The 22,895-nt window shown below is 72.6% G+C and carries 23 protein-coding genes; 21 read left to right on the top strand and 2 right to left on the bottom strand.

The window, feature by feature from the left end; translation table 11 throughout:
- Positions 1 to 30: 30 nt before the first annotated feature.
- The 11 genes from O7553_RS10445 (at position 31) to O7553_RS10495 (ending at position 11,178) form a co-directional block, all read left to right on the top strand.
- Positions 31 to 312, top strand: coding sequence for a phosphoribosyl-ATP diphosphatase (locus tag O7553_RS10445; RefSeq protein ID WP_348650123.1), 282 nt, complete (start codon positions 31 to 33; stop codon positions 310 to 312).
- 67 nt (positions 313 to 379) lie between these two features.
- Positions 380 to 1,228, top strand: coding sequence for an ATP phosphoribosyltransferase (hisG, locus tag O7553_RS10450; RefSeq protein WP_278168769.1), 849 nt, complete (start codon positions 380 to 382; stop codon positions 1,226 to 1,228).
- A gap of 388 nt (positions 1,229 to 1,616) precedes the next feature.
- On the top strand, positions 1,617 to 3,077 hold the full coding sequence (locus O7553_RS10455) for a benzaldehyde dehydrogenase (protein WP_281554607.1): 1,461 nt from the start codon (positions 1,617 to 1,619) through the stop codon (positions 3,075 to 3,077).
- Between the two features lie 96 nt (positions 3,078 to 3,173).
- A complete protein-coding gene (locus tag O7553_RS10460) occupies positions 3,174 to 4,241 on the top strand; it encodes a DMT family transporter (protein ID WP_281554608.1) in 1,068 nt (355 codons plus the stop codon).
- Between the two features lie 38 nt (positions 4,242 to 4,279).
- On the top strand, positions 4,280 to 4,693 hold the full coding sequence (locus O7553_RS10465) for a PH domain-containing protein (RefSeq protein WP_281555563.1): 414 nt from the start codon (positions 4,280 to 4,282) through the stop codon (positions 4,691 to 4,693).
- 399 nt (positions 4,694 to 5,092) lie between these two features.
- The gene (gene infC, locus O7553_RS10470) at positions 5,093 to 5,713 is read left to right on the top strand and encodes a translation initiation factor IF-3 (protein ID WP_281554609.1); all 621 of its coding nucleotides are present in this window, start codon (positions 5,093 to 5,095) and stop codon (positions 5,711 to 5,713) included.
- A 19-nt stretch (positions 5,714 to 5,732) separates the two neighbouring features.
- Positions 5,733 to 5,927: a 50S ribosomal protein L35 gene (gene rpmI / locus O7553_RS10475; protein WP_123601271.1), complete on the top strand. Its 195-nt coding sequence runs from the start codon at positions 5,733 to 5,735 to the stop codon at positions 5,925 to 5,927.
- Positions 5,928 to 5,958: 31 nt separating this feature from the next.
- Positions 5,959 to 6,351, top strand: a complete 393-nt coding sequence (gene rplT, locus O7553_RS10480; protein ID WP_123601272.1) for a 50S ribosomal protein L20 — start codon at positions 5,959 to 5,961, stop codon at positions 6,349 to 6,351.
- 47 nt (positions 6,352 to 6,398) lie between these two features.
- Positions 6,399 to 7,292 carry an RNA methyltransferase gene (locus O7553_RS10485; RefSeq protein ID WP_281554610.1) on the top strand — a complete coding sequence of 298 codons (894 nt, stop codon included), beginning with the start codon at positions 6,399 to 6,401 and terminating at the stop codon, positions 7,290 to 7,292.
- 241 nt (positions 7,293 to 7,533) lie between these two features.
- A complete protein-coding gene (locus O7553_RS10490) occupies positions 7,534 to 8,595 on the top strand; it encodes a phenylalanine--tRNA ligase subunit alpha (protein ID WP_281554611.1) in 1,062 nt (353 codons plus the stop codon).
- 3 nt (positions 8,596 to 8,598) lie between these two features.
- Complete coding sequence (locus O7553_RS10495; protein WP_281554612.1) at positions 8,599 to 11,178, top strand: phenylalanine--tRNA ligase subunit beta; 2,580 nt, start codon at positions 8,599 to 8,601, stop codon at positions 11,176 to 11,178.
- A 76-nt stretch (positions 11,179 to 11,254) separates the two neighbouring features.
- Here O7553_RS10495 and O7553_RS10500 read toward each other — a convergent pair whose 3' ends face one another.
- The gene (locus tag O7553_RS10500; protein WP_281554613.1) at positions 11,255 to 12,598 is read right to left on the bottom strand and encodes an SGNH/GDSL hydrolase family protein; all 1,344 of its coding nucleotides are present in this window, start codon (positions 12,596 to 12,598) and stop codon (positions 11,255 to 11,257) included.
- 170 nt (positions 12,599 to 12,768) lie between these two features.
- On the opposite strand from O7553_RS10500, the gene O7553_RS10505 reads away from it, so the two are divergent.
- Positions 12,769 to 13,191 carry a hypothetical protein gene (locus O7553_RS10505; protein WP_281554614.1) on the top strand — a complete coding sequence of 141 codons (423 nt, stop codon included), beginning with the start codon at positions 12,769 to 12,771 and terminating at the stop codon, positions 13,189 to 13,191.
- Between the two features lie 56 nt (positions 13,192 to 13,247).
- Here the strand turns inward: O7553_RS10505 and O7553_RS10510 are convergent, their stop codons facing one another.
- The gene (locus O7553_RS10510) at positions 13,248 to 13,676 is read right to left on the bottom strand and encodes a hypothetical protein (protein ID WP_281554615.1); all 429 of its coding nucleotides are present in this window, start codon (positions 13,674 to 13,676) and stop codon (positions 13,248 to 13,250) included.
- A gap of 241 nt (positions 13,677 to 13,917) precedes the next feature.
- Between O7553_RS10510 and O7553_RS10515 the strand changes: the two genes are divergently transcribed.
- From O7553_RS10515 to argH, 9 genes are all read left to right on the top strand, one after another.
- A complete protein-coding gene (locus O7553_RS10515; protein WP_281554616.1) occupies positions 13,918 to 14,205 on the top strand; it encodes a DUF427 domain-containing protein in 288 nt (95 codons plus the stop codon).
- Between the two features lie 98 nt (positions 14,206 to 14,303).
- Positions 14,304 to 15,320: an N-acetyl-gamma-glutamyl-phosphate reductase gene (gene argC / locus O7553_RS10520; protein WP_281554617.1), complete on the top strand. Its 1,017-nt coding sequence runs from the start codon at positions 14,304 to 14,306 to the stop codon at positions 15,318 to 15,320.
- Entirely contained in the window at positions 15,317 to 16,525 is a 1,209-nt protein-coding gene (gene argJ / locus O7553_RS10525) for a bifunctional glutamate N-acetyltransferase/amino-acid acetyltransferase ArgJ (protein ID WP_281554618.1), read from the top strand. The genes argC and argJ overlap by 4 nt, the downstream gene beginning before the upstream one ends.
- A complete protein-coding gene (gene argB / locus O7553_RS10530; protein ID WP_281554619.1) occupies positions 16,522 to 17,460 on the top strand; it encodes an acetylglutamate kinase in 939 nt (312 codons plus the stop codon). Before argJ ends, argB begins: the two co-directional genes overlap by 4 nt.
- Positions 17,461 to 18,669: an acetylornithine transaminase gene (locus O7553_RS10535; protein ID WP_281554620.1), complete on the top strand. Its 1,209-nt coding sequence runs from the start codon at positions 17,461 to 17,463 to the stop codon at positions 18,667 to 18,669.
- Positions 18,666 to 19,601 carry an ornithine carbamoyltransferase gene (gene argF, locus O7553_RS10540; RefSeq protein ID WP_281554621.1) on the top strand — a complete coding sequence of 312 codons (936 nt, stop codon included), beginning with the start codon at positions 18,666 to 18,668 and terminating at the stop codon, positions 19,599 to 19,601. Before O7553_RS10535 ends, argF begins: the two co-directional genes overlap by 4 nt.
- On the top strand, positions 19,598 to 20,107 hold the full coding sequence (locus O7553_RS10545; RefSeq protein WP_281554622.1) for an arginine repressor: 510 nt from the start codon (positions 19,598 to 19,600) through the stop codon (positions 20,105 to 20,107). The genes argF and O7553_RS10545 overlap by 4 nt, the downstream gene beginning before the upstream one ends.
- A 76-nt stretch (positions 20,108 to 20,183) precedes the next feature.
- Positions 20,184 to 21,422, top strand: a complete 1,239-nt coding sequence (locus O7553_RS10550) for an argininosuccinate synthase (RefSeq protein WP_281554623.1) — start codon at positions 20,184 to 20,186, stop codon at positions 21,420 to 21,422.
- 8 nt (positions 21,423 to 21,430) lie between these two features.
- Complete coding sequence (argH, locus tag O7553_RS10555) at positions 21,431 to 22,894, top strand: argininosuccinate lyase (RefSeq protein ID WP_281554624.1); 1,464 nt, start codon at positions 21,431 to 21,433, stop codon at positions 22,892 to 22,894.
- Position 22,895 lies beyond the last annotated feature (1 nt).

Genomic DNA, 22,895 nt, shown 5'->3' on the forward strand with positions numbered 1-22,895 from the left:
GGACCCGGTGCCGACCCGCCCGGTGCCGGGCTGCCACAATCGGGCACCGTGAAGACGTTCGAGGAGTTGTTCGCCGAGCTGCAGGCCAAGGCGGCGGCCGGGACCCCGGGCTCGTCGACGGTGGCCGCGCTGGAACGCGGCGTACACGCCATCGGCAAGAAGGTCGTCGAGGAGGCGGCCGAAGCGTGGATGGCCGCCGAGCACGAAGGGCCGCAACGGGCCGCCGAGGAGATCTCTCAGCTGCTCTACCAGGCGCAGGTGCTGATGCTGGCCACCGGACTGGAGCTCGAGGACGTCTACCGACATCTCTGACCCGCCCTTGCGACCGTGACCCGCACCCTCGTGTGACCCTCACACCCTCGACAGGAGCGAGACCGAGATGCTGCGCATCGCCGTACCGAACAAAGGCACCCTCTCCGGACCGGCCGCCGACATGCTGCGCGAAGCCGGCTACCGCCAGCGCACCGACCCCAAGGACCTGGTCTGCCGCGACGAGGCCAACGACGTCGAGTTCTTCTACCTGCGGCCCCGTGACATCGCCACCTACGTCGGCAGCGGTGAGCTGGAGCTCGGCATCACCGGCCGGGACCTGCTGATCGACTCCGGCAGCCCGGCCGAGGAGCTGCTCGACCTCGACTTCGCCGGGGCGACGTTCCGGTTCGCCGCCCGCCCGGAGACCCTGACCCGGGTGCCGGAGCAGATCGCCGGGCGACGCATCGCCACCGCGTACCCCGGGGTGGTCGAGAGCTACCTCGGCGAACACGGGCTGAAGGCCGAGGTGGTCCGCCTCGACGGCGCGGTCGAGAACGCCATCCGGCTCGGCGTCGCCGACGTCATCGCCGACGTGGTGGAAACCGGCGCCACGCTGCGCCAGGCGGGCCTGGTCACCGTCGGCGAGCCGATCCTGCGCTCCTCGGCGGTGCTGGTGCACCCGGCCGGCACCGCCACCACCGGCCAGGCCGACCAGCTGATCCGCCGGCTGCAGGGGGTCCTGGTCGCCCACCGGTACGTGATGCTCGCCTACGACGTGCGCGCCGACCTGCTGGAACAGGCCACCGCGCTGACCCCGGGCATCGAGTCGCCGACCATCTCGCCGCTGCACCGCGAAGGCTGGGTGGCGGTGCAGGCCATGGTCCGCCGTGCCGAGGTGCACCGGATCATGGACGAGCTGTACGACCTGGGCGCCCGCGCCATCCTGGTCACCGACATCCACGCCTGCCGCCTCTGACTCACCGGCCGCCACGCCCTTACCCGGCTGGCGGACAAGCGGGCGCGGATCGGGCGTAGGTACTTGGCGGAAAACGCCATTCGGTTGGTAGCGGGACGATCTATGACGCGATTACGTCATGCGTCCTGGCGGACACGTTCCGTCAATTGGGTTGGGCTTGGGTTCGCGTCCGCCGAGGAGGTCACGTGGCGCCGGAGCGGATCGGCGGCTACCGCATAGTCGAGCTGATCGCACCCGGTTCCTCTACCTGGGTGGCGTGTTCGGGGTCATGGTGATGATCGGTCGCGGCTCAACTCCTCGTACGGGTGACGCCGGTTCCTGAGGTGGATCCGGTGCCGGTGCGGGAAGGTAGGGAGGATTCGGATTCCCGACCGGCCGGAGGTTCCTCATGGCACTACTCGACACGACGACGTGGCACGGCATGATTTTCAGCGACGGCTGGACCGAGGCGGCCGGCGGCACGATGGCCGTCATGTCACCGGCCACCCGGCAGGAGATCGGTCGGGTCGGTGTCGGCAACGCCGACGACGTGACGCGGGCCTGCGTCCGGGCCGCGCAGGCGCAGCGCGACTGGGCCGCCACCAGCTACCTGGAGCGGGCCGCCGTGCTGCGCCGGGCCGGTCAGCTGTTCGAGCAGTACGCCGACGACATCGGTGGCTGGCTGATCCGCGAGGCCGGGTCGGTGCCGCCGAAGGCCGAGGTGGAGACCACCACCGCCGCCCAGGAGTGCTACGAGGCGGCCACCCTGCCGTCGCACCCGACCGGCGAGATCCTGGCCACCGGCCAGCCCCGGCTGAGTCTGGCGCGTCGGCTGCCGGTCGGGGTGGTCGGCGTCGTCGCGCCGTTCAACTTCCCGCTGATCCTGTCCATCCGGTCGGTCGCGCCGGCGCTGGCGTTGGGCAACGCGGTGGTGTTCAAACCGGACCCGCGTACGGCGGTCTGCGGCGGGGTGTCGATCGCCCGGATCTTCCAGGAGGCGGGTCTGCCCGACGGGCTGCTGCACGTGCTGCCCGGCGGGGCGGACGTCGGCGAGGCGCTGATCGCCGACCCCCGGGTCCGGGTGGTCAGCTTCACCGGTTCCACCGCCGCCGGGCGCAAGGTGGGCGAGGCCGCCGCCCGCCATCTCAAGCGGGCCCACCTGGAGTTGGGTGGCAACTCGGCGCTGATCGTGCTCGACGACGCCGACCTGGATCTCGCGGTCTCGGCCGGCGCCTGGGGGTCGTTCCTGCACCAGGGGCAGATCTGCATGGCCACCGGCCGGCACCTGGTGCACGAGCGGATCGCCGACCGGTACGTCGAGCAGTTGGCGGCCAAGGCCGACCACCTGCCGGTCGGGGATCCGGCGGCCGGGCAGGTGGCGCTCGGCCCGATCATCGACGAACATCAGCGGGACAAGATCCACTCGCTGGTCACGGCCAGCGTCGACGCCGGGGCCCGGCTGGCGGCCGGCGGCACCTACGAGGAGCTGTTCTACCGGCCGACGGTGCTGGCCGACGCCACCCCGACTACACCGGCGTTCGCTCAGGAGGTGTTCGGCCCGGTCGCGCCGGTCGCCACCTTCGCCGACCTGGACGAGGCGGTCGCGTTGGCCGGCGACACCGAGTACGGCCTTTCGCTCGGCATTCTGAGCCGGGACGTGATGAAGGCGATGGCGCTGGCCGACCGGATCCCCAGCGGCATCGTGCACATCAACGACCAGACCGTCGACGACGAGGCGGTGGCGCCGTTCGGCGGGGTTGGTGTCTCCGGCACCGGCAGCCGGTTCGGTGGGCCGGCCGCCAACATCGAGGCATTCACCGAGACCCAGTGGCTCACCATGCAGGGCGACATCAGCCGGTTCCCGTTCTGACCCGGCGGACCGGCAGCTGCTGGACGGACGTCGATCCGCCGACGGTACGCGATGTCCGTCACAGACATCGTCGCGGCCGGCTGTGACAGTGGCCGGGTGACACCACCGGACCCTACGCCGGCCACCACGTCGCCCCAGCCGGCGCGGCGGAGGCCGGCCCAGCGCCGCCTTGCCGGGGTGCTGCCGCCCTGGCTGGCGCTGGCCGTCGCCGGGCTCGGCGGGGTGGCGTCCGCGTCGCAGAGCGCGGTCAACGCCGAACTCGGTGCCCGGATGGGCAGCGCCGCCATCGGGGCGGTGGTCAACAACATCGGCGGATCGCTGCTGGTCGCCCTCGGGCTGCTGCTCCTGCCGTCGATGCGCGCCGGGCTGCGGACCCTGCGGGACGCCCGGCTGCCCTGGTGGACCTACCTCGGCGGGGTCGGTGGGGCGTTCTTTGTCACCGTCGCCGCCTACGCGGTGCCGGTGCTCGGGGTGGCGGTGCTGACCATCGCCCAGGTCGCCGGCAACAGTCTCGGCGGCCTGGCGGTGGACCGGGTCGGGCTGGCCCCGGCCGGCCGGCTCGCCGTCACGATTCCCCGGCTGGTCGGGGCGCTGCTCGGCATCGGCGCGGTGGTGGTGGCCCAGGTCGGCCGGCCGGTCGGGCAGCTCGCGGTCGGGGTGATCGCGCTGGCGGTGGCCGGCGGGCTGGCGGTGTCGGTGCAGTCCGCGCTCAACGGGCGGGTCTCGGCGGCCAGCACCACCGCGATGGGCACGGTGGCGAACTTCGTGGTCAGTACGCCGCTGGTGCTGATCGCGGCCGGCCTGCTCGGCGGTTACCAGGCGGCGGCCGGCCGGGCGTGGCCGGGCGAGTGGTTCCTCTACCTGGGCGGGCTGTTCGGCGTCTGCATCGTGGTGGCGCTGCTGGTCGGGGTCCGGTCGGTCGGGGTGCTGCGGACCGGGCTCGGGGTGGTCGCCGGTCAGCTCGTCGGGGCGCTGCTTATCGACGTCCTGGTCCCCGGCGGTGCCGGCGTCAGCCCGGGTCTCATCGCCGGCGCCGCGCTGATCATCGTCGCGGTGCTGGTGTCCGGTCGGGGTGCCCGTCGGTCCCGGCCGGTCGGCCGCGACGGTGCGGTGGCAGACTTGACCGGGTGGCAGACGAGCCGACCGACCCGACCACCGAGCTGACCGGCGCGCTGGTGGTGCGTGCCCGCCGGTTGCGGGTGATGTGCTGGTCGCTGGCTGCCGCGCTGCTGCTGGTCTTCACTGCGGTCAGCTTCGGCCTGCAGGGGTCCACCGGCGCGAACCTGGGCAGCTTCCAGCGTGGCGACCAGGCCGCCATGGTCGGTCTCGGCCTGGTCGGGGCCGCCGTGATCCTGTTGTTCACCCGGCCCCGGGTCGAAGCCGACGCCGCCGGGGTGCGGGTGCGAAACGTGTTGCGCTCGTACCAACTGCCGTGGTCGCTGGTCGCGGCGGTCCGCTTCGACCGGGACGCCGCCTGGGCCAGTTTGGAACTGGCCGATGACGAGCTGGTGCCGATGCTGGCGCTGCAGTCCGTCGACCGGGAGCACGCCGTCGAGGCTGTCCGGGCGTTGCGCCGGCTGCACGCTGCGAGCCGCACGGCGACCGCCGCCGGCTGATGCTGCCGGGTCGACCGCCGCTGGCTGGCACTGGTTGTTGACACCGGACCGGACATACGGCTATGGCCGGAGCCTGGTAGTCTTGTCATGTCGACCACGCTGCCCTCGACCGGCGGCGCCGGCGCGAGCCGGCAGCCGGGCGGAGGTAGTCGCGAAAGCGGAGCGCCTGCTCCCACCCGTACCGCGGACCACCATCCAGCGGGCGGGTCCGGTCTTCCGACGGCGGTCCGTCCGCCGTTGGGTCGACGCCGTCGACGGCGTCACCGACCGGTCGAGCAGGCCCTGGCATGTGCCAGGGCCTTCTGCTTTCCCGGGGCGTCCCCAACCGGGGGCCGGCCCGGGGTGACGGCACCATGGAGATTACCGACTCGAGGAGGCCCCATCAGCGTCGAACCACGCGTGAACGAGCAGATCCGGGCACGTGAGGTCCGACTGGTCGGCCCTGAGGGTGAGCAGGTGGGCATCGTCCCGCTGGAGCGCGCCCTGCAGCTGGCCGCGGACGTCGACCTGGACCTGGTTGAGGTTGCGCCGATGGCGCGCCCGCCGGTGTGCAAGCTCATGGACTTCGGCAAGTTCAAGTACGAGAGCGCACTCAAGGCGCGCGAAGCGCGGCGTAACCAGCAGCAGACCGTCATCAAGGAAATGAAGCTTCGGCCTAAGATCGACCCGCACGACTACGAGACCAAGAAGGGTCACGTGGTGCGGTTCCTCAAGGCCGGAGACAAGGTCAAGGTCACGATCATGTTCCGGGGCCGGGAACAGAGCCGGCCGGAGCTGGGCTACCGGCTGCTGCGCCGGCTCGAATCGGAGATCTCCGACCTGGGGTACGTCGAGGCCGCACCGAAGCAGGACGGCCGGAACATGATCATGGTGTTGGCCCCGCACCGGGCCACCAAGGCCGCTGCGGCCGCCGCGACGGCGGCCCGGGGCGGCGGAGCCTCCCGGGACCGGGATTCCGGCGCCGTCGAGGCACCACCACCGGCCGCCACGGCCGGACCCGCCGGGAACACCGGCGAGTGACAGGGGAGAGACGCGACACATGCCAAAGATGAAGAGCCACACCGGTATGGGCAAGCGGGTCAAGGTGACCGGCCGTGGCAAGATCCTGGCCGAGCAGGCGGGTAAGCGCCACCTGCTGGAGGGCAAGCCCTCCACTCGGACCCGCCGGCTCACCGGCACCGTCGAGGTGTCCCCGGCCGACGTCAAGCGCATCAAGAAGCTGCTCGGCCGCTGACGCGCGCCACTGACCTGAAGGAGTAGGTGAAATGGCACGCGTCAAGCGGTCCGTAAACGCTCAGAAGAAGCGCCGTACCCTGCTGGAGGACGCCAGCGGCTACCGGGGCCAGCGGTCCCGGCTGTACCGCAAGGCCAAGGAGCAGGTGCTGCACTCGATGCAGTACGCCTACCGGGACCGTCGCGACCGCAAGGGCGACTTCCGGCAGCTGTGGATCACCCGGATCAACGCGGCGGCCCGCGCCAACGGGATGACCTACAACCGCCTCATCCAGGGCCTCAAGCTGGCCGGCGTCGAGGTCGACCGCAAGGTCCTCGCGGACCTGGCGGTCAACGACGCCACCGCGTTCGCCGCCCTGGTGGAGGTGGCCCGCACGGCGGTCGCCGCCGAAGGCACCGGCGGCGCGGCGGCCCAGGCCGCCTGAACCGGCGCGACCCTGACCCGCACGTGGCACGAATCGAGGCGTCCGGCATGACCGCACCACGGCCAGCCGGGCGCCTCGACCGTGTCCCGGCCACCACCACCGGCGGCGGGGCCGACCACCGGCAGCCGACGTTCACCACCCGTACCCCCAGGATCGTGGCCGCCCGGCGGCTGCACCGGCGCCGCGACCGCGACGCGACGCGGCGCTTCCTCGCCGAAGGCCCGCAGGCCGTCCGGGAAGCGCTCGCCGTGCCCGGCCTGGTCCGCGAACTGTTCACCACCGCCGCCGGGCGTACCCGGCACACCGACCTGACCGTCGCGGCGGCCAGCGCCGGCATCGACGTCTCCATCGTCGACGACGCCGCGCTCACCGCGCTGGCCGAGACCGTCAACCCGCAGGGCGTCGTCGCCGTCTGCGACCACCTCGACGTCACCCTCGACAGCGCGCTGCACCGCCGGCCCGCGCTGGCCGCCGTGCTGGTCGAGATCCGCGACCCGGGCAACGCCGGCACCGTGCTGCGCACCACCGACGCCGCCGGTGCCGGCGCCGTCGTCTTCGCCGGCGCCGCCGTCGACCCGTACAACGGAAAGTGCGTCCGGGCCAGCGCCGGCAGCCTGTTCCACGTCGATGTGGTCCGCCACGACGACCCGGCACACGTCGTCGACGAGCTGCGCGCCGCCGGCCTGCGGGTGCTCGCCACCACCGGCCATGGCGACACCGACCTCGACGACCTCGCCGACTCGGGCGCGCTGGCCGCGCCGACCGCCTGGCTCTTCGGCACCGAGGCGCACGGCCTGCCGGCCGAGCTGGCCGACCGGGCCGACGCCCGGGTGCGGGTGCCGCTGCACGGCCGCGCCGAGAGCCTGAACCTGGCTGCCGCCGCAGCCGTCTGCCTGTACACTTCGGCCAGAGCACAGCGCCCAGGAAGGCCCACGCGATGAGCGTCCGCAGCTACCCGGCGCGCGTCGACGACCATCCGACGCGCCGCGACCGGCGGCCCGGCTGTGGTGTGCCACCTCATCGGCTGTTTACCCGGCCCGCCGGTTCCGGCGGGCGGCAGGGCTGACCGACCCTTCCTGCCTGCGCACCCTACCGGCGGGCTGCGGCAGCGCCGCGCGTCCGTAGACTCTTGCCGGTCATCGGCCCCGGTGACCGCACGCCGCGAGGGAGTGCCCGCACGTCATGACCTACCGCAACGACCCATACGATCCGAAGCAGGTCGCGTTGCTCGACCCGGCCGCGCTCACCGGCGCGGTCGCTGACGCCGAGAAGGCGTTCGCCGCCGCCGCCGACCTGGACGCGTTGACCGCACTGCGACCCCAGCACCTCGGCGACCGCGCCCCGATCTCGCTGGCCCGCCGGGAAATCGGCGCGCTGCCGCCGGCCGCCAAGGCCGACGCCGGCAAGCGGGTCAACGAGGCGCGCACCGCGGTGCAGACCGCGTACGACGCCCGGCGCGGCGAACTCGAAGCCGAGCGGGCTCGGCGGGTGCTTGCCGAGGAACGCGTCGACGTCACCCTGCCGTACGACCGCCGCCCGCGCGGCGGCCGGCACCCGCTGACCACCCTGATGGAACGCATCGCTGACCTGTTCGTCGGGATGGGCTACGAGATCGCCGAAGGCCCCGAGGCTGAGCTGGAGTGGACCAACTTCGACGCGCTCAACATCAGCCCCGACCACCCGGCACGCGGGCTGATGGACACCTTCCACCTTGACCTGCCCGGCCTGGTGCTGCGCACCCACACCTCACCGGTGCAGGCCCGGACCATGCTGACCCGCACCCCGCCGATCCACGTGGTCTGCCCGGGGCGGGTCTACCGCACCGACGAACTCGACGCCACCCACACCCCGGTGTTCCACCAGGTCGAAGGGCTCGTCGTCGACCGGGGTATCACCATGGCGCACCTCAAGGGCACCCTGGACCACTTCGCCCGGGCGATGTTCGGCGCCGACGCCCGGACCCGCTGGCGGCCGCACTACTTCCCGTTCACCGAGCCGTCCGCCGAGTTCGACGTCTGGTTCCCACAGCACCGCGACGGGCCACGGTGGGTCGAATGGGGCGGCTGCGGCATGGTCAACCCCCGGGTGCTGCGAGCCTGCGGCATCGACCCGGAGGTCTACTCCGGATTCGCGTTCGGCATGGGCATCGAACGCACCCTGATGTTCCGGCACGGCATCAGCGACATGCGCGACATGGTGGAAGGCGACGTGCGGTTCACCCGCGCGTTCGGGATGGAGGTCTGAGACATGCGGATCGCACTTTCCTGGCTGCGCGAGCACGTCGACCTGCCGGCCGACCTCGCCCCGCAGCAGCTCGAAGACGCCCTGGTCGGCCTCGGCCTGGAAGTCGAGTCCATCGTCGACCTGGCCGGCACCGTCACCGGCCCACTCGTCGTCGGCGAGGTCCGCGAAGTCGAGGAACTCACCGGCTTCAAGAAGCCGATCCGGTTCTGCCGGGTCGACGTCGGCACCGCCAACGGCACCGGTGAGCCGCAGGAAATCGTCTGCGGCGCCACCAACTTCGCCCCCGGCGACAAGGTCGTCGTCATCCTGCCCGGCGGGGTGCTGCCCGGCGGATTCGCCATCGGCGCCCGGAGAACCTACGGGCGCAACTCCAACGGCATGATCTGCTCCGCCCGCGAGTTGGGCGTCAGCGACGACCACGCCGGCATCATCGTGCTGCCCCCGGACGTCACCGCCGCGCCCGGCGACGACGCCCGACCCGTCGTCGGCCTCGACGACGTCGTGGTCGACGTCGAGATCACCCCCGACCGGGGGTACGCCATGTCGGTACGCGGCATCGCCCGCGAACTCGCCCAGGCGCTCGGCGTACCGTGGCGGGACCCGGCGGCGATCGACGCGCCCGGCGCCACCGACACCCCGGCCTACCCGGTCGAGGTCCGCGACACCGTCGGCTGCGACCGGTTCACCGCCCGGATGGTCCGCGGCATCGACCCGACCGCGCCGACGCCGGCCTGGATGGCCCGCCGGCTGACCACCGCCGGGGTACGCAGCATCAGCCTCGCCGTGGACATCACCAACTACCTGATGCTCGAACTCGGCCAGCCGATGCATGCCTTCGACGCCGACCGGCTCGCCGGGCCGCTGGTGGTCCGACGTGCCGTCGCGGGGGAGAAGCTGACCACCCTGGACGGGGTGGCCCGAATCCTCGACGCCGAGGACATGGTGATCTGCGACGACACCGGACCGATCTCGCTCGCCGCAGTGATGGGCGGCGAGACCAGCGAGGTGGTGCCCGGCACCCGCAACGTGCTGTTCGAGGCCGCGCACTGGGATCCGGTGATGGTCGGGCGTACCGCCCGTCGGCACAAGCTGTTCAGCGAGGCCGCCAAACGGTGGGAACGCGGCGTCGACCCGGCGCTGCCGCTGGTCGCCATCGACCGCGCCGTCGCACTGCTCACCGAACACGCCGGCGGCTCCGCCGGCGCGGAGATCCTGGACATCGACCACGTCGCCCCGCCGGCCCCGATCGTCCTCGACGCCGGGCTGCCCAGCCGCCGGGTCGGGGTGACGTACCCGCCGCAGCGGGTCGTCGACCTGCTGGAGGCGGTCGGCTGCACCGTCGCCACCGGGTTGACCGCCGGGGCGGCCAGCGCCAGCGCCGTCGCCACCGGCGTGGCCACCGCCACCTCGGCGGCGTCGGCAGCCGACGACGGTACGGCGCCGCTGGTCGTCGGCCCGCCGAGCTGGCGGCCCGACCTGACCGACCCGGCCGACCTGGTTGAGGAGGTGGTCCGGCTGGACGGCTTCGACAACGTGCCCAGCGCCCTGCCGCCCGCCCCGGCCGGCCGAGGGCTCACCGCCGACCAACGCCGCCGCCGGTCGGTGGCGCGGGCGCTGGCCGAGACCGGTCACATCGAGGCGCTCTGCTACCCGTTCGTCTCCCCGCAGGTCGCCGACGACCTGGGGCTGCCTGCCGACGACCCGCGCCGCGCCGCGGTCCGGCTGGCCAACCCGCTGGCTGACACCGACCCGCTGCTGCGGACCAGCCTGCTGCCGCCGCTGCTGGCGACGCTGCGGCGCAACATCGGCCGGGGGCAGCGCGACGTCGCCCTCTACGAGATCGGCGTGGTGTTCCAACCTCGGCCGGGTGCCGCCGCACCGCCGCCGATGGGGGTCGACGACCGGCCCGCCGACGAGGTGTTCGCGGCCGCCGACGCCGCCGTGCCGCACCAGCCGTGGCACGTCGCGGTGGTGCTGGCCGGTGAGCTTGAGCCCGGTGGCTGGTGGGGCGCGGGCCGGCCGGCCAGCTGGGCCGACGCCGTCGAGGCCGGTCGGACCGTGCTCGACGCCGCCGGCGTTCCGGCCGATCGGGTCGAGGTCCGCGCCGACGAGCACGCGCCCTGGCATCCCGGCCGCTGCGCCGAACTGCTCGTCGACGGGGTGGTGGTCGGCCACGCCGGGGAGCTGCATCCGGCGGCGGTCACCGCGCTGGAACTGCCCCGGCGTACCTGTGCGATGGAGCTGGACCTGGACGCGGTGCCGGCGGCTCCGGTGGTGCCGGCACCGGACTTCTCCAGCTTCCCGCCGGCGTTGATCGACGTGGCGCTGGTCGTCGACGATGCCATCCCGGCGGCGCAGGTCCGCGCCGCGCTGGTGGCCGGGGCGGGCAAGCTGCTCGAATCGGTCCGGTTGTTCGACGTGTACGCGGGGGAGCAGCTCGGTGCCGGGCGCAAGTCCCTGGCGTACAAGCTGGTGTTCCGGGCCGCAGACCGGACGCTGACCGTCGAGGAGGCGGTGGCGGCCCGCGACGGCGCGGTCGCCGAGGCCGCCTCCCGGCTCGGCGCCACCCTGCGCGGTGCCTGACCGACCGACAAGGGTCCCGGCCCCGGTCCGCCGCGACGACGGGCGGACCGGGTCGGGAAACGCCGGTGACCGTCGGTCAGCGTCGTAGCAGCGAGCCGAGGTCGACGGCGTCGGCCATCGCGGCGCAGCCGGCGTCGTTGGGATGCAGGTGGTCACCGCTGTCGTACGCGGTCGCCAGCCGGGTCGGGTCGGCCGGGTCGGCCAGCGCCGCCGCGAAGTCGATCACCCCGTCGAAGGCACCGCTGGTGCGGATCCAGCGGTTGACGTCGCGCCAGATCTCCTGCCGCTCGGGGGTGTCCAAAAAGGAGCCACCGAACGGTGGCACAGTGCCGCCGAGGATCGGCAGTCCCTGGGCCCGGGTCTGCGCGATCACCTGCCGGTAGCCGGCGATGATGTCGGCGGCCGGGGCGCTGTAGCCGATGTCGTTGGTGCCTTCCAGCAGGATCACCGCCCGGACTCCGGTCTGCGCGTAGACGTCGCGTTCCAGCCGGGCCAGCGCCGGCACCCCCCAGTACGGTTCCCCGTCACGTGGGGCGAGCAGCCGGTTGCCGCCGAGTCCGGCGTTGACCACCGACAGGATGGGCCCGCGCTGGTCGTGCAGGCGACGGGCCAGGTAATCGGGCCAGCGCCGGTTGGCGTTGCCGGTGGTGTTGCCGGTGTCGGTGATCGAGTCGCCGAGCGCGACCACGGAGCCGACGACCCGGGGATCGGCCTGCACGTCGATCCCGTCGACGAGCATCCAGCATGGCGTGTCGGCGTACCCGTCGGCGGTCGGCGCGGCGGCCCGGTCGCCCGCCGCCAGATGGTTGCCCTGGGCGGTGAACGGATGGTTGGTCACCGGTCCGGTCGGCTCCGGTACGTACACACTGACCAGCAGGGTGCTCAGCGCGGCGACCCGCAGCGGGACCGGGTCGCTCAGCGCCCGACCGCCAGCGGCGACGGTGACCTCGTGGCTGCCGCCGAAGGCCAGCTCCCGCATCGAGCCGGGCACGGCGGTCGCGCCGTCGTGCTGCACGGCGACCGAGGCCCGGCCGACGGTCAGCTCCCGGGTGCCGAACGTGTTGGTGATCCGTACCCGGACGGCCCGGCCACCGGCGCTGACGAAGGCGACGTTGCGCACCGTCTGGTCGGCCAGACCGTCTCCGGCCGGGCAGTCCGACCAGGGGATGGTGCTGCCCTCGACCGGGCTGGGCGCCCAGGCGGCGACCCAGGTGGCCGGGTGCCGGGCGGGGCCGGCCGGGCCGGTGGTCGCAGCGGGAGCCGGCGGTGCGGCGCCGCCGCTGGTCGCGGCGAGCGCGGCCGCGACCGTGATGGCCAGGACAGCACCCCCGCTGAACGCCGCCGTCCGTCCCGCTGATCGGGTACGCCGGTCCGGGACAGCTGAGTTGGACGAGCCGGTGTGATTGTCGCTGGGACGCACGCCACCCTCCTTGTCGGTCGGCCCGACCGGACGTCGGGCCGACCGATAATAATAGAGGCTCGTCGATATCTGTGGTGGGCCGCTGGGCCGCGCGGGGCGCAGGTCCCGAGGTCGGACCCGGGCTCCGATGTGGTCGTCGGGCCGGTCGACCCTCCGACTAGGATGCGGGCATGCCCGAATGGCGGACGAAGCGACTGGCCGTCGGCGCGTCGATCGCCGCGCTGGCGCTGGCGGCGTTCGCCAGCGGCCAGCCGCACTGGGGCTGGTTCCTCACGCTCACCGTCGGGCTGCCGTACGCGGTCCTCGCCATCCCCGCCCGGTGCGGCGAGCCGCTGTGGCGCGACGGCGACTGCCCGTACCTTGGGTATGGCCTGCTCCTCGGCTGTGACCTGCACCGCCTGGACAAGATCGAGCGGCTACTGGGTGCGCAACCACGTAATCCGGTCGGCGACCGCCAGAGCGCTTCGGTCGTGGCGGTGCCGCCGGGTCGCGGTCCGACACTCACCCGTCACACCTGGGAGGGTCTTGGCTTGGTTGCCGCGCTGCTGGGGGCCGTGGCGGGTTTGCTGATCCTGCTGGGATCGGTCCCGTGATCAGCGATCGGTTCCGTGATCAGCGGTCGGTTCCGTGACCCGCACCGGCCGGTCGCTCAGCAGAGGTGCGTGCCGCAGAACTGTCTGATGACGGCGGTGGCTGAGCTAGTAGCGCTCTGGCCGGCTAGCGTATAGGTCACAGTGACCTGAACGGCGCCGTCCGCGTTGGGCATTGCCAGGGCGCAGTCGGAGGACGTCGTGGTGCAGCCGGTGATCACGTACAAGTACGAGCCGCTGATGCTCCAAGAGTAGGTGTATCCGGTGCCGGAGGCGTTCCGCACTGCGAAGCCAGCGTTGTAGGCGCCCGCCGGTTGATTGTTGTAGCAGATCGATCGCCAGACGAGGTCGGCCCCGGGAGCGACGCGGCAGCCGAACGTCTCGCCGCCGAATGCCCGCGCTGGTGGTGCTGAAATGAAGGTCAGCCCGCCTGCGGTCAGTAGTGCCACGGCGATGTACGTCGCGATCCGTCGGAGGTGTCGTGTCAACGGAACTTCCTCTTGCTCGGAGGCCGGCCGTTGTCCGCTTGATTGAGGTGGGGCGGGCACCGGTGGGTGTGGATGAGGACCCAGTGAACGTCGAGACGGTGACGGAGCCGGTCCGGCACGGTTCGACAACATAATACCGACGCGAAGCCCTGCGGTCTACAGTGTTCGCGGGTGCGGGGTTTCTGGTCACCGGCATCCGACGGATGGGCGGGATAACGATCGACGGCCTACGCTGGGTCTCATGCCGAAGGCAATCTGGAACGGACTTGTGATCGCCGAGAGCGACGACACGGTCGTCGTCGAGGGAAACCACTACTTTCCCCGGTCGTCGCTGCGTGACGACCTGGTACGTGAGTCGAACACCCACACCCACTGTCCATGGAAGGGCGACGCGTCCTACTACTCGCTGGAGCGCGATGGTCAACGCAGCGCCGACGCGGTCTGGTACTACCCGGCACCGCTGCCGGCGGCCGACATGGTCCGGGACCGGGTCGCCTTCTGGCGCGACGTGGAGGTCGTCGACACCTGACGGGCGGCGCGGCGGGCACCTGGCAGGCAGGTGGAAAGGGTCTTGTCGGCCCGGATGCATCCTGATACCGTCCTCTGCATAGAAATGCGGAGGTGGGTATGGGCATCCGGGTCGCCGTCGCCGGCGCAAGCGGGTACGCCGGGGGAGAGCTGCTGCGGCTGATCGCCGGGCACCCCGAGCTGGACCTGGTCGCCGCCACGGCGCACAGCCAGGCCGGGGCGCCGGTCGCCGCCGTGCATCCGCATCTGGCCGGCCTCGACCTGGTGTTCGTCGCCACCGATCCGGCCGACCTGGCCGCAGCGGACCTGGTGTTTCTGGCTCTGCCGCACGGCGAGTCGGCCGCGCTCGCCGCCACCCTGCCGTCCGACGTCAAGGTCGTCGACCTCGGTGCCGACCACCGGCTCAGCGACGCCGCCGCCTGGTCCCGCTACTACGGCGGCCAGCACGCCGGCACCTGGACGTACGGGCTTCCGGAGCTGCCCGGCCAGCGGGACCGGATCGCCGCCGCCGACCGGGTCGCCGCCACCGGTTGCTACGCCGTCGCCACCACCCTGGCGCTCGCGCCGCTGATCGCCGCCGGAGTGGTCGCCCCCGACGACGTCGTGGTGGTCGCCGCCAGCGGCACGTCCGGTGCCGGTCGGTCCGCCAAGACCCACCTGCTGGCCAGCGAGGTGATGGGCAGCCTGTCACCGTACAAGGTCGGCGCCCACCAGCACGTCCCGGAGATCAAGCAGGCCACCGGCGCGACCAGCCTGTCCTTCACCCCGGTGCTGGCTCCGATGCCGCGCGGCATCCTGGCCACGGTCACCGCCCGCCCGACCGACGCCGCCGCCGACCCGGCCGACGCCGCGCGCGAGGCGCTGACCGCCGCGTACGCCGACGAGCCGTTCGTGCGCCTGTTGCCTGCCGGCAGTTGGCCGGCCACCGCCGCGACCCTCGGATCCAACGCCTGCCAACTGCAGGTGACCACCGACGTCGACTCGGGACGGGTGATCGTGACCAGCGCCATCGACAACCTCGGCAAGGGTGCCGCCGGTCAGGCAGTACAGTGCGCCAACCTGATGCTCGGTCTGCCGGAGAGCACCGGCCTGACTACTCTGGGGATCGCGCCATGACGGTGACCGCGCCGAACGGGTTCCGGGCGGCCGGGGTGGCCGCCGGGCTGAAGAGCGGAGGCGCCGTCGACGTCGCCCTGGTCGTCAACGACGGACCGGCCACGGCCGCCGCCGGGGTCTTCACCGCCAACCGGGTGCAGGCCGCACCGGTGTTGTGGAGCCGGCAGGTGCTGCGGGCCGGTGCGCTGCGGGCGGTGGTGCTCAACTCCGGCGGCGCCAACGCCTGCACCGGGCCGGCCGGATTCCAGGACACTCACGCCACCGCCGAACACGTCGCCGCGACGCTCACCGAAGCGGGCGGCACAGGGGCCGGCACCGGCCTGGACGTCGGGGCCGGTGAGGTCGCGGTCTGCTCCACCGGGCTGATCGGCGAACGGCTGCCGGTGGACAAGCTGCTCGCCGGAGTGACCGCGGCCGCCGCCGGGCTCTCCGCCGACGGAGGACCGGCCGCCGCCGAGGCGATCATGACGACCGACACCCGGCCGAAGACCACCGTCGTCGACGCCGGCCCCGCCAGCACCGGCGGACCGGCCTGGCGGGTCGGTGGGATGGCCAAGGGCGCGGGCATGCTCGCCCCGGCCATGGCCACCATGCTCTGCGTACTGACCACCGACGCGCTCGTCGACGCCGCCGACCTCGACGCCGCGCTGCGCGAAGCCTGCCGCACCACCTTCGACCGGATCGACTCCGACGGCTGCCTGTCCACCAACGACACGGTGCTGCTGCTGGCCAGCGGCGCCTCCGGGGTCACCCCGTCGGCCGGGGAGCTGACCGCTGCGGTCACCGCCGCCTGCGCCGACCTGGCCCGGCAGCTGATCGCCGACGCCGAAGGCGCCAGCAAGGAGGTCGCCATCGAGGTGGTCAGCGCGGCCAGCGAGACCGACGCGGTGCAGGTCGGCCGGGCGGTGGCCCGCAACAGTCTGGTCAAGACGGCGCTGTTCGGCAACGACCCCAACTGGGGGCGGATCCTCGCGGCGGTCGGCACCACCAGCGCGGTGTTCGACCCCGACCAGCTCGACGTGGCGATCAACGACGTGTGGATCTGCCGGGACGGGGCCGCCGCCGCACCCCGCGACCAGGTCGACCTCACCGGCCGGCAGGTGCACATCCGGATCGACCTGCACGCCGGTGCCGCCACCGCGACCATCTGGACCAACGACCTGTCGCACGCGTACGTGCACGAGAACTCGGCGTACTCGACATGACCGACACCGCCCGGCCGCCCGCGCCGCACGACGCGCTGAGCCGCGATCTCAGCCTCGCCCAGACCAAGGCCGCCACCCTGATCGAGGCGCTGCCCTGGCTGGCCCGCTTCCACGGGGCCACCGTGGTCGTCAAGTACGGCGGCAACGCCATGATCGACCCGCAGCTGCAGCGGGCCTTCGCCGCCGACATGGTCTTCCTGCGCTACGCCGGTATCCGACCTGTCGTGGTGCACGGCGGCGGGCCGCAGATCTCCAGCATGCTGCGCCGGCTCGGCATCGCCAGCGAGTTCAAGGGCGGGCTGCGGGTCACCACCCCGGAGGCGATGGACGTCGTCCGGATGGTACTCGTCGGCCAGGTCGGCCGGGAACTCGTCGGTCTGATCAACGAGCACGGACCCTACGCCGTCGGGCTGTCCGGCGAGGACGCCCACCTGTTCACCGCCATCCGCCGCCCCGCGTACGTCGACGGCGAACCGGTCGATGTCGGCCAGGTCGGCGACGTCGACACGGTCAACCCGTCGGCGGTCGCCGACATCATCTCGGCCGGCCGAATTCCGGTGATCTCCACGGTGGCGCCGGACGTGGACGGCGTATTGCACAACCTCAACGCCGACACGGCCGCCGCCGCGCTGGCCGTCGCACTGCAGGCCCGCAAGCTGGTCGTGCTCACCGACGTGCCCGGCCTGTACGCCGCCTGGCCTGACACCGCCAGCCTGATCAGCCGGATCACCGCCGACGACCTGGCCGACCTGCTGCCCACCCTCGCCGCCGGCATGGTGCCGAAGATGGAGGCGTGCCTGCGGGCGGTACGCGGCGGGGTACCCGCCGCGCACGTCGTCGACGGCCGGGTGGCCCACTCGACGCTGCTGGAGGTCTTCACCTCGGAGGGCTTCGGCACCATGGTCACTGACCCGACGAACGACGGGGAGTCCTGAATGGCCTCGCTGCGGGACCGCTGGTCCGCATCGTTGATGGACAACTACGGCACACCACCGCTGGCGCTGGTGCACGGCGAGGGCGCGACCGTCGTCGCCGAGGACGGCCGACGCTACCTCGACCTGTTGGGCGGCATCGCGGTCAACTCGCTCGGGCACGCCCACCCGGCGGTCGTCGAGGCGGTCACCCGGCAGATCGGCACCCTCGGACACGTCTCCAACCTCTACGTCGCCGAGCCGCCGGTGGCCCTGGCCGAACTGCTGCTCGCCCTCACCGGACGCCCCGGCGCGGTGTTCTTCTGCAACTCCGGGGCCGAGGCGGTCGAGGCCGCGTTCAAACTGTCCCGGCGTACCGGTCGGACCCACGTCGTCGCCACCCACGACGGCTTCCACGGCCGGACCATGGGGGCCCTGGCCTTGACCGGGCAACCGGCCAAAGCCGACCCGTTCCGGCCGCTGCCCGGCGAGGTCACCCATGTGCCGTACGGCGACACCGAGGCGCTTGCCGCCGCCGTCACCGACCGCACCGCGATGGTGATCCTGGAGCCGATCCAGGGCGAGGCCGGCGTGGTGGTGCCGCCGCCCGGCTACCTGGCCGCCGCCCGGGAGATCACCAGCCGGCACGGTGCCCTGTTCACCCTCGACGAGGTGCAGACCGGGGTCGGGCGGACCGGTCACTGGTTCGCCCACCAGGCCGACGGCGTCGTCCCGGACGTCGTCACCCTCGCCAAAGGGCTGGGCGGCGGGCTACCGATCGGTGCCTGCATCGCCTTCGCTGACACCCAGGTCGCCGACGTGGGCACGCCAGCCGCGCTGCTGACCCCGGGCAGTCACGGCAGCACCTTCGGCGGCAATCCGGTCTGCTGCGCCGCCGCGCTCGCCGTGCTACGTACCATCGCCGCCGAAGGGCTGCTCGACCACGTCAAGCGGGTCGGTGAGCAACTGCGCCGGGGCGTCGAATCGCTCGGCCACCCGCTGGTCGCCTCGGTACGTGGTGCCGGTTTGCTGCTCGGTGTGGTGCTCACCGCGCCGGTCGCGCCGGCGGCTGCGGTCGCCCTGCGGGACGCCGGCTTCCTGGTCAACCCGGCCCAGCCGGACGTGATCCGGCTGGCTCCGCCGCTGATCCTCACCGGTGAGGAGGCCGACGGGTTCCTCGCCGCGCTGCCGGCCGCACTGGACGCCGCCACCACTACAGGAGAAGGCTCGTGACCCGGCATCTGCTGCGCGACGACGACCTCAGCCCCGCCGAGCAGGCGGCGGTGCTGGACCTTGCCGCCGCGATGAAGGCCGACCGCTACGGCCACCGGCCGCTGGCCGGCCCCCGCTCGGTGGCGGTGCTGTTCGACAAGCAGAGCCTGCGGACCCGGCTGTCGTTCGACGTCGGCATCGCCGAGCTGGGCGGCAACCCGATCGTGGTGGACACCCAGGCCACCCACTTCGGCCGGGGCGAGACCCTGGCCGACGCGGGTCGGGTGCTGTCGCGGTACGTGTCGGCGATCGTGATGCGCACCTTCGGTGACGACCGCCTCGCCGAGGTCGCGGCAGGGGCGAGCGTGCCGGTGGTCAACGCGCTCACCGACGGGTTCCACCCCTGCCAACTGCTCGCCGACCTGCTGACCGTGCGGGAACACTGTGGCGGCACCACCGGGCGGACCCTGGCGTACGTCGGCGACGCGGCGAACAACATGGCCAGTTCCTACCTGCTTGCCGGGGTAACCGCCGGGATGCACGTGCGGGTGTCCGGGCCGACCGGGTACGACCCGTCCCCGTCGGTGGTCTCCCGGGCCGGGGAGATCGCCGCCTGGACCGGCGGTTCGGTGCAGGTCATCCGGGACCCGAAGGAGGCGGTCGATGGCGCCGACGTGGTGGCCACCGACACCTGGACGTCGATGGGTCAGGAAGCCGACGGTCGGGACCGGCGTACCCCGTTCTGGCTGTACCAGGTCAACCTGGACCTGCTCGACGCCGCCGCGCCGGAGGCGATCGTGCTGCACTGCCTGCCCGCCCACCGGGGCGAGGAGATCACCGACGAGGTGCTCGACGGCCCGCGCAGCGCCGTGTTCGACCAGGCGGAGAACCGGCTGCACGCGCAGAAGGCGCTGCTCGCCTGGCTGCTGGGCCAGCCGGGCGGGCCGTCGTGACCGGGCCTGCGACCCGGACCGCCCGGCACGCCCGGATCACCGAGCTGATCCGGGCCAGGACGGTCCGGTCCCAGACCGAGCTGGCCGAGCTGCTCGCCAGCGACGGCATGCAGGTCACCCAGGCGACCCTGTCGCGGGACCTGGAGGAACTCGGCGCGGTGAAGGTACGTGGCCGCGACGGAGGTCCGGCGGTCTACCTCATCCCGGAGGACGGCAACCCGACGCTGCGCCCCGCCGAGCAGGCCCCGGCCCGCCTGGTCCGGCTGCTGCACGAGCTGCTCACCGGAGTCGACGCCAGTGGCAACATCTGCGTGCTGCGTACCCCGCCGGGTGCGGCGCAGTTCCTGGCCAGCGCGCTGGACCGGTCCGGGCTGCCGGACGTGGTCGGCACCATCGCCGGTGACGACACGATCCTGGTCGTCGCCCGCGACCCGGTCGGCGGCGCTGACCTGGCCGGCAAGCTCTCCACCTGGGCCGCCACCCCGCCCGGCCCGACCACTCCCTGATCCGCCCCACCGCCTGACCGACCCGACCACCATCTGATCTACCCGATACGCACATTCAACCGAGGAGCACGACATCATGACTGAGCGGGTGGTACTCGCCTACTCCGGCGGCCTGGACACCTCGGTCGCCATCCCGTACCTCGCCGGGGAACTCGGCGCCGAGGTGATCGCCGTCGCGGTCGACGTCGGCCAGGGTGGCGAGGACATGGACGTCATCCGGCAGCGGGCGCTGGACTGCGGCGCCGTCGAATCCGAGGTGGTCGACGCCCGCGACGAGTTCGCCGCCGACTTCTGCCTGCCGGCGCTGCGGGCGAACGCCCTCTACATGGACCGCTACCCGCTGGTGTCGGCGCTGAGCCGGCCGCTGATCGTCAAGCATCTGGTCGCGGCGGCCCGTGAGCACGGTGGCACCGTGGTGTCGCACGGCTGCACCGGCAAGGGCAACGACCAGGTCCGCTTCGAGGTCGGAATCGGCGCGCTCGCGCCGGAGCTGAAGGTGGTCGCCCCGGCCCGGGACTTCGCCTGGACCCGGGACAAGGCGATCGCGCTGGCCGAGGAGAAGGGGCTGCCGATCGACGTGTCACACAAGTCGCCGTACTCGATCGACCAGAACCTGTGGGGCCGGGCGGTGGAGACCGGGTTCCTGGAGGACATCTGGAACGCCCCGATCGAGGACCTGTACTCCTACACCGCCGACCCGGCCGCGCCGCGCGACGCCGACGAGGTGACCATCACCTTCGACGCCGGCGTGCCGGTGGCGGTCGACGGCGAGACGGTCACCCCGTACCAGGCGGTGGTGGAGCTCAACCGGCGGGCCGGCGCGCAGGGCATCGGGCGGCTGGACATGGTCGAGGACCGGCTCGTCGGGATCAAGAGCCGCGAGGTGTACGAGGCACCGGGCGCGATCGCGCTGATCACCGCCCACCAGGAGCTGGAGAACGTCACCGTGGAGCGCGAGGTGGCCAGGTTCAAGCGGACCGTGGACCAGCGCTGGGGCGAGCTGGTCTACGACGGCCTGTGGTTCTCCCCGCTCAAGCAGGCCCTCGACGCGTTCATCGACGAGACCCAGCGGCACGTCACCGGCGAGGTCCGGATGGTGCTGCACGGCGGGCGGCCGGTCGTCGTCGGCCGGCGTTCCGAGGCCAGCCTGTACGACTTCAACCTGGCCACCTACGACACCGGTGACACCTTCGACCAGAGCCAGGCGAAGGGCTTCGTGCAGCTGTGGGGGCTGTCCAGCCGGCTGGCCACCGCCCGCGACACGCGGCTCGCCGGCCCCGGCGGGCAAACCCGGCTGCCCGGCTCGCAGGCCTGACCCCGACAATGGTCGCTGTGGACGACAAGAGCCTGACCGAGAACACCGCCAGCCCGAACCGCACCAGCCTGTGGGGTGGCCGCTTCGCCGGCGGGCCGGCCGAGGCGCTGGCCCGGTTGTCGGTCAGCGTCCAGTTCGACTGGCGGCTGGCCCCGTACGACATCGCCGGCTCCCGGGCACACGCCCGGGTGTTGGCCGCCGCCGGCCTGCTCGATCCGGACGAACTGGGTCGAATGCTGGCCGCGTTGGACGACCTGGAGGCGGCCTGCGCCTCCGGGTCGTTCCGGCCGACCGTGGACGACGAGGATGTGCACACCGCGCTGGAACGCGGCCTGCTGGAGCGGCTCGGCTCGCTCGGCGGCAAGCTGCGCGCCGGCCGGTCCCGCAACGACCAGGTCGCCACCGATCTGCGGCTGTATCTGCGGGACCACGCCCGTGGCCTGGCCGCACAGCTGGTCGAGCTGGCCGCTGCTCTGGTCGAGCAGGCCGAGCGGCACCTGGAGACTCCGGCACCAGGGATGACCCACGTGCAGCACGCCCAGCCGGTGACGTTCGGGCACTGGCTGCTGGCCCACGTCCATCCACTACTGCGTGACCTGGACCGGTTGCGCGACTGGGACGCGCGTACCGCCGTGTCACCGTTGGGTGCCGGCGCGCTGGCCGGCTCCGGCCTTCCGCTGGATCCGGTAGCGGTCGCCAAGGAGCTGGGGTTCCGGACCTCGTTCGCCAACTCGATGGACGCGGTCGCCGACCGGGACTTCGCCGCCGAGTTCCTCTTCGCCACCGCGATGGTCGGGGTGCACCTGTCCCGACTGGGGGAGGAGGTGGTGCTCTGGACCTCGCAGGAGTTCGGCTGGGTGGAGCTCGACGACGCCTTCGCCACCGGGTCGTCGATCATGCCGCAGAAGAAGAACGCTGACATCGCCGAGCTGGCCCGGGGCAAGTCCGGCCGCCTCGTCGGCGGGCTGGTGGCGGTGTTGACCATGCTCAAGGGGCTGCCGCTGACCTACGACCGGGACATGCAGGAGGACAAGGAGCCGGCGTTCGACGCCGTCGACACCCTGCAACTGCTGCTCCCGGCCCTGGCCGGGATGATCTCTACCATGACGGTACGGGTGGACCGGCTCGCAGCCGCCGCCCCGGCCGGGTTCACCCTGGCCACCGAGGTGGCGGACTGGCTGGTCCGCAAGGGTGTGCCGTTCCGGGACGCGCACGAGGTCACCGGCAAGCTGGTGGCGCTCTGCTCGGCCCGTGAGTGCGCGCTCGACGAGGTCTCCGACGACGATCTGCGGCTGGTCAGCGAGCACCTTGACGCCGGTGTCCGGGACGTGCTCTCGGTACGGTCGGCGCTCGCGGTGCGGACCACGCCGGGCTCGACCGGCCCCGGTCCGGTGTCCGACCAGTTGGCCGCCGTCACGGAGCAGCTGTCCGGGTGGCGCCGGTGGGCGGCGGAGTCGGTGGTGCCCCGCTGAC

This window comes from Solwaraspora sp. WMMA2059 (assembly GCF_027497315.1).
Classification (GTDB): domain Bacteria; phylum Actinomycetota; class Actinomycetes; order Mycobacteriales; family Micromonosporaceae; genus Micromonospora_E.

Excerpts from the sequence above, each read along its gene's own strand:
- hisG (WP_278168769.1), top strand. The coding sequence starts at position 380 with ATGCTGCGCATCGCCGTACCGAACAAAGGCACCCTCTCCGGACCGGCC.
- O7553_RS10455 (WP_281554607.1), top strand. The coding sequence starts at position 1,617 with ATGGCACTACTCGACACGACGACGTGGCACGGCATGATTTTCAGCGAC.
- O7553_RS10465 (WP_281555563.1), top strand. The coding sequence starts at position 4,280 with ATGTGCTGGTCGCTGGCTGCCGCGCTGCTGCTGGTCTTCACTGCGGTC.
- rpmI (WP_123601271.1), top strand. The coding sequence starts at position 5,733 with ATGCCAAAGATGAAGAGCCACACCGGTATGGGCAAGCGGGTCAAGGTG.
- rplT (WP_123601272.1), top strand. The coding sequence starts at position 5,959 with ATGGCACGCGTCAAGCGGTCCGTAAACGCTCAGAAGAAGCGCCGTACC.
- O7553_RS10485 (WP_281554610.1), top strand. The coding sequence starts at position 6,399 with ATGACCGCACCACGGCCAGCCGGGCGCCTCGACCGTGTCCCGGCCACC.
- O7553_RS10490 (WP_281554611.1), top strand. The coding sequence starts at position 7,534 with ATGACCTACCGCAACGACCCATACGATCCGAAGCAGGTCGCGTTGCTC.
- O7553_RS10495 (WP_281554612.1), top strand. The coding sequence starts at position 8,599 with ATGCGGATCGCACTTTCCTGGCTGCGCGAGCACGTCGACCTGCCGGCC.
- O7553_RS10505 (WP_281554614.1), top strand. The coding sequence starts at position 12,769 with ATGCCCGAATGGCGGACGAAGCGACTGGCCGTCGGCGCGTCGATCGCC.
- O7553_RS10515 (WP_281554616.1), top strand. The coding sequence starts at position 13,918 with ATGCCGAAGGCAATCTGGAACGGACTTGTGATCGCCGAGAGCGACGAC.
- argC (WP_281554617.1), top strand. The coding sequence starts at position 14,304 with ATGGGCATCCGGGTCGCCGTCGCCGGCGCAAGCGGGTACGCCGGGGGA.
- argJ (WP_281554618.1), top strand. The coding sequence starts at position 15,317 with ATGACGGTGACCGCGCCGAACGGGTTCCGGGCGGCCGGGGTGGCCGCC.
- argB (WP_281554619.1), top strand. The coding sequence starts at position 16,522 with ATGACCGACACCGCCCGGCCGCCCGCGCCGCACGACGCGCTGAGCCGC.
- O7553_RS10535 (WP_281554620.1), top strand. The coding sequence starts at position 17,461 with ATGGCCTCGCTGCGGGACCGCTGGTCCGCATCGTTGATGGACAACTAC.
- O7553_RS10550 (WP_281554623.1), top strand. The coding sequence starts at position 20,184 with ATGACTGAGCGGGTGGTACTCGCCTACTCCGGCGGCCTGGACACCTCG.
- argH (WP_281554624.1), top strand. The coding sequence starts at position 21,431 with ATGGTCGCTGTGGACGACAAGAGCCTGACCGAGAACACCGCCAGCCCG.